The 5,882-nt window shown below is 56.9% G+C and carries 5 protein-coding genes; 2 read left to right on the top strand and 3 right to left on the bottom strand.

Features of this window, described 5'->3' with window-relative positions; translation table 11 throughout:
- The first annotated feature begins 66 nt into the window (after nucleotides 1-66).
- Complete coding sequence (locus tag AWB74_RS43175; RefSeq protein WP_087039563.1) at nucleotides 67-1,890, top strand: hybrid sensor histidine kinase/response regulator; 1,824 nt, start codon at nucleotides 67-69, stop codon at nucleotides 1,888-1,890.
- Between the two features lie 100 nt (nucleotides 1,891-1,990).
- Here AWB74_RS43175 and AWB74_RS43170 read toward each other — a convergent pair whose 3' ends face one another.
- From AWB74_RS43170 to AWB74_RS43155, 3 genes are all read right to left on the bottom strand, one after another.
- Nucleotides 1,991-2,497, bottom strand: coding sequence for a GNAT family N-acetyltransferase (locus tag AWB74_RS43170; RefSeq protein WP_160110401.1), 507 nt, complete (start codon nucleotides 2,495-2,497; stop codon nucleotides 1,991-1,993).
- 840 nt (nucleotides 2,498-3,337) lie between these two features.
- The gene (locus tag AWB74_RS43160) at nucleotides 3,338-3,871 is read right to left on the bottom strand and encodes a GNAT family N-acetyltransferase (protein WP_143749501.1); all 534 of its coding nucleotides are present in this window, start codon (nucleotides 3,869-3,871) and stop codon (nucleotides 3,338-3,340) included.
- Nucleotides 3,872-4,288: 417 nt separating this feature from the next.
- Complete coding sequence (locus AWB74_RS43155; protein WP_061152611.1) at nucleotides 4,289-4,627, bottom strand: response regulator transcription factor; 339 nt, start codon at nucleotides 4,625-4,627, stop codon at nucleotides 4,289-4,291.
- Between the two features lie 440 nt (nucleotides 4,628-5,067).
- Between AWB74_RS43155 and AWB74_RS43150 the strand changes: the two genes are divergently transcribed.
- Complete coding sequence (locus AWB74_RS43150; RefSeq protein WP_061152610.1) at nucleotides 5,068-5,739, top strand: GGDEF domain-containing protein; 672 nt, start codon at nucleotides 5,068-5,070, stop codon at nucleotides 5,737-5,739.
- Nucleotides 5,740-5,882: the final 143 nt, after the last annotated feature.

The following is a 5,882-nucleotide window of genomic DNA, read 5'->3' as shown; positions in this document are numbered from 1 at the left end:
GTTGAAGCAGTTGGCAAACTCACTTTAACCCCGTCGCCTCCATGACGACGGTGGGAGGCCCGCTAGATGATTTTCAAGACTCCGCACACGATGGCTCTCCAGCGATATGACATCCTTGACAGGGTGAGCGGCGGCTTCGTGTTTCGATACTGGAGCCCAGTAAACGCTCCGGTAATCGCCCCTGACGGTCGGCTGCTTTATATCGTCCATCGAGTTGAGAACGTCACGGACTACGTGAAGAGTCTAGAAGCGAACGAGGCACTGAGGGACTTATCTCGGCTACTCGAGGCTCGGTTGAGCAGGAGCGAGGCGGAGGTATTGCGTAATAGCGCAGCCCTAAACGCGACGACGCATGCGCTTCAGCGCTTAACGGAGGATGCCAGGTCCTGGCGCGTGGGCGAGGAAAAATTTCGACTGGTGACTGACGCGCTGCCTCAGATTGTTTGGACGGCGCTTGAAGATGGGCACGTGAACTACCGCAACCAACACTTTTACGAATTCACTGGGGCGTCCCGGATTCCCGGGAAAAACGACGACTGGGTCCAATTCGTCCATCCTGACGACCGAGCGAGCGTAAAAGAGGTCTGGAGCCGCAGCGTGGCGACGGGCGAGCCCTATGAGGCTGTGTTTCGCGTGCGGCACCAGTCGGGGGAATATCGGTGGACGCTCGCGCGCGCTCTTCCTGTGCGAGGAGAGAGTTCAACAATGTTGACGTGGGTCGGTACGAACACCGACATTCACGAAAAGGTGCTCGCCGAGCAGCAACTGCGGGATGCGCACCGACGCAAGGACGAATTCCTTGCAATGCTTGCGCACGAGTTGCGCAACCCGCTGGCGCCGATTCGCGCCGGGGCCGAGTTGCTTTCCCAGCTTAGTCTGGACAAAGAACGCGTTAGTCGTGTTGGCGTCATTATTCGCCGACAGGTGGTGCACATGACTGGCCTCATCGATGACTTGCTGGACGTCTCACGCGTGACGCGAGGGCGCATTCTCCTCAACAAGCGAAATCTGGACCTAAAGCAAGTCGTTCGGGATTCCGTTGAGCAAGTTAGGCCTCTTTTCGAGGCGCATGGACATCGCTTCACTGTTGAGATTCCAGACGAAACCGTCTGTGTCTATGGCGACCACAAACGCCTCGTGCAAGTGATGAGCAATTTATTGAATAATGCCGCCAAATACACGCCTGACGGCGGCCTTATCGCGCTGACCGTTGCGGCGACGTCGGAAGAGGTGGTCGCAGGTGTGAAGGACAATGGCATCGGCATGGAGCCGGAACTGCTGCGAACGGCTTTCGACTTGTTTCGTCAAGGCAGTAAGTCGGTCGGAGGTGCCGAAGGTGGGCTCGGACTTGGTCTCGCGCTCGTAAAGAGCATGGTCGAGCAGCATGGGGGAAATGTCGCCGCACGGAGTGAGGGCCTCGGCAAGGGAAGTCTGATAACAGTGCGCCTCCCTCGCATGCATTGTGACCTTGCAGGTGCACCCGCTCACGAGGAACTTGGGCAGCCAGCCGTGGAGCGCAGGCGGCTGCGAGTGCTCTTGGTAGACGACAACGTCGACGTGGCCGAGTCTATGGGCTTGGTACTCGAGATTCTCGGAAACGAAGTAGTTGTCGCCCACGATGCCGCGGGGGCGCTCACTCCGGCACATCAACAGACCTTCGACATTTGCATGCTCGACATTGGTCTTCCTGGCGTGGACGGTTTTGAGCTCGCACACCGTCTGCGTATATTGCCCGGTTGCAATGGGGCAATCTTAGTTGCGCACACAGGCTACGGACAGGACGAAGACCGGCGCAAGTCCGCCGAGGCGGGCTTCGCATACCATCTTGTCAAGCCAGTGAGCGTTCACGATTTGCAGAACGTTCTCGACCATGCCGCCCGAGATTGGTAGTCGCTTTGCCGCCGCTGACGATGGCGCAACCTTTCTCGCGTGACGGTAAATTGAGCGCCATCAGGGGTCGTCCGGAAGAGGCTCCAGTCGCTGTTAGCTGTTAGCCATCCTCCCCGCAAGACCACTGCATCTCGACAATTTGGCGACCATCCGATTCGTGCGTCCTGAATATGTCCAGCGAGTGGAAGCCGTTCTTTGCGTAGAACGCGGTCTGCGGGCCGACATGGCACCAAAGTTGAATGATTGCAGCGGGGTCGGCCGTTGCCCATTCGATGACTTGCTGTACAAGGCGTGAGCCGTAGCCTTCGCCGCGGAGGGCTGGCGCTATCCAAAGCCCACCGACGCGGTATTCGTGCTCGCCTTTCCTTGTGCCGAACACCGTGCCGATAATGGCGCCATCCACCTCAAGGATGAGAAAGCGGGAACCGTCGGGAGTCGCCAGCCTCTCGGCGAGCGTGGACCAGTACGAATCCTCGTAGGCCCGTGCCTCCTCTTCTGTTTCCCAGAACGAAGCGGGGTCGCTTCGGAGTGCTTCAAGGCGCAAGTCTTTAAGCAGCTGCCATTCATCTGCGCGCAGCCGCCGGATTTTGACGGAGTGTGCTCTCATGATGGAACTCCGCATCGTGCTCAACTATGGCTTACGAAGCATACTCCCTACGGCTTGTTGTCAACGTACTGCCCGACTGAAAGTATCTCGTCGCGTCGGAGTTCCGACTGAGACGAACTCGACCAGACCAACCTTCGAACTATCTCGTGCCTTCGGGTCGCATCAAGTTAATCCGGGTCTAGCCGCCATGACGCCGTCGTATTGAACGTTCGTACGCGCCAAGCATTGTGGGAAGTCAGCGCGGCCGCGGCCTGCGATTCTGCACACAAATCCCATACAAGCGAAAAGGGTACGGCCAGAAGCGACTATTCGTCGCATTACGGTTGATACGTCCGGCGCGACAATACCTAATCGTGCGAGAAGCGTTCCGGATGATGTGTCGCAACGGCGTCAAACTCAGCTGCTAGTCTGTTCGCAACCGCTCCCTCGCCTAACGAAGTAGAGGGGCACTGGTTTGCTGAAAGACGCACTATCGAATGGAGCTCATCAATGTCAACGTGTTTCGCCGTACTTCATCAAGATGACGACCAAATTCTGCAGTCTTCTGAACACAGCATCTTGCAAGCGATTGCGGATGAGGCCAGCGTTCAGTTCGAGCCCGGATTCGCGGGACGGAGCTACCTCGAAGTTCCGGGGGGCGACGATGTGAAGCACGCCGTGGAAGCGCGCCTGGAGCAGAATCACATGTCCTTCAGTGTGTTGACCCGTATTGCGTACTAGGCCGACATACCAAAGGCTCCGATAGAAACGGAGCTTTTCTTCTTACTATCAATTTCGAAATAGCTTGCTTGGTGGATTGATGTGTAGGGGCGCATAGACGCCGGCGGGAACGACGTTGTCTCAGATGGAAAGGCGACGAATGTCGCCCGTGTAGGCAATCACCGGCCAATCCTTGTCTTCACCCGAAGGAATGCCAACGGGGCAAGGCCGAAAGCCAATTCTTTCAAAGAACGGTCTCGGAAATGCATGTCCATACTCGTTGTCAGGCAACAACTCAATGAGACGCTTGCGCGTCGGATATCGTTGCTGACAAAGATTCGCTACGAGCCGAATGACGGCGCGGCCGAGTCCTTTTTGCCGGACCGTCGGTACGACGCCCGTCCATCTCAGATATACATCTGACGGCGCGTTGTTATCGTCGAAAAACACTCCCGTTATGCCGATGACTGTGCCGTCAAGCGCCACGTAGAAAACCTCGCCCGATGCACTATGGACGCGCGAAATGCGCGCAGCCTCGCTTCGGTACGGTTCCGGCCAGATGTCTTGCAATGATGGATAGCGAGCAAAAGGGTCGTCGCCGGTGTCTACCGGTACGAGCTCGATGCGTTGTCCATTGGGACAGATTTCTTGGGGATGCATAGCGCGGGAAAGCACGAAGTCATATCCATGGGCCAGTTCGTGGAGGTTCGGTCGCAGCACCTTTCAGCACTATAGCCTTGCATCAAGGATTCGCACTTCGGCGCGTCGTAGCAGACCACAAGACGCAATGGCCGAACAGCGGCATCCTCGGGGATGCGGACAGGTATGAGAGAGAAGCAAAATCCCTGAGGAGGCTATTCCAATATGGGGGCGAATCACTCGCACAGCCACGGGCCTTCCTGCCGAATTGGCCGTCGATGGGAGCGCGCTAAACGAATACCCGATTCGTTGACGCCGATGGTTTGGCCTGGGAACTAGGGCGGAACGGCCCGGGACATGAGTTGAATGAAACCGTTTGACGCCGCGCGTCTAGTCGAGAGCGTCGAGCATTGCCTTATCCCAAAGGAACAGGACTAGAGTGTCTGCTCGAGCCTACGACAACAGTCGTTCGAGCTCGTCCATGTACAGTGGTTTCAACACCCAGTCGTCGATGCAGTGCCGCTCTTTGTCAACCAGCTCGTTGCTTCCCGTGAGCGCAATGATGCGGGCGGACTTCGACGGACCTCTGCGAATTTCCAAACAGACGTCGATGCCGTTGGCGTCTGGCAGCATTGAGTCAAGAAAGATGATGTCAAATGCCTCCGCGGCCGCAGCGCACAATGCCGATGCACCGTCGTAGGCCACGACGCCCTCATGCCCGAGAGCGGTCGCAATGTCGCGTAGCGCATCAGCGGTATCCTTGAAATCGTCCACGAAGAGGATTTTCTTCATTCAATGCCTTGATACGATGCCGGCGGACGCAACGCATAGCGTTACGGTCGGGGCGCGTCTTGCGTGTCAACGCATATTTTAGCCTTTGTCTGCGACGTCTTACCCAGACGATGCTATCTAAGCTCTGGTCTGCCGCGTCTGGAATCCATCCTCTAATCGCGACGAGCGGTCGCACTCTCGCTTCCGGCGAGGACTTATCATTAGTTGTCGAGGCAGTTATTGCATAGTCCATATTTGCTTGGAGACGCTTCCGGAGACCTCCTCGAACAATGAGTCTAGTGGGCCCCTTGGGGAGAAACAATCATGGCCACCTTTAAGCAACCGAAGAACGAGATGCTTCGCCGCCTGGGTCGCCCCTCAAGGACCAGGCCAACCTTAGCTTGGCACTCGCTCGGGCAATCGGAAATCGTCCGGTGGTCGCAGGACTTATCGGAACCACGATGGCATTGCTCGCGATGAGCCTGAACGCAGTCACTGCGCACGTACAGGCCGAGCACGCAGCAATCTTTGCGTTCTCCCTTCTTCTAGGCGTCGGAGCCATTATCAGCGCGTGGATAGTCGCCTACGCGATACAGGCTGAGGTGCTGGTCGGCAAGCAGCTTATGCGCCAAGTATTAACCGACCCGTTGACAGGACTAGACAATCGCAGAAGCTTGCGCGAAGTCTTAGAGAAGGAATGGAAGCGAGCGGGGCGTAGCGGAAGTGCTTTGTCGGTGCTCTTCATAGATATCGACCATTTCAAACGCATCAACGACGCACTGGGACATGAGGTTGGCGATAGTGTTCTCATTCTCGTCGCCGAGCGTATCGCGGCGTGCGTCAGGCGTCCGTGCGACTTGGTCGCTCGATACGGTGGAGAGGAGTTCGCTGTCGTGCTGCCAGAGACACCGGCCGATAGTGCTGCGGCCATGGCGGAAAGCATACGTGAGCGTGTCATGGGACTTCGCGTAATGCACCCCAACGACGACAGGCGTGTGACTGTCAGCATTGGTTGTGCAACGTGCTTCCCCAAGTACGCGGCGAACGCGAATGCGCTGATGACGATTGCGGATAAGCAAATGTATGCGGCAAAACAAGCTGGCCGCAATTGCGTTCGGTCGGTCAGGATGTGAGAGAGAGAAGCGGACCGAGTAACGCACTACGCTCACGCCATTGCGCAATCGACGAGAGTATGTAATGTGTATTAGCCTAGACCGCATCTGACAGGTAGTCGGAGAAGCAAAGGAAGAAAGCGGTTTAATGAGGGATCAGTTTC

Origin of the sequence: Caballeronia arvi, assembly GCF_001544695.2 — a bacterium.
Taxonomy (GTDB): domain Bacteria; phylum Pseudomonadota; class Gammaproteobacteria; order Burkholderiales; family Burkholderiaceae; genus Caballeronia; species Caballeronia arvi.
This window is presented reverse-complemented; position numbering and strand designations above follow the sequence as displayed.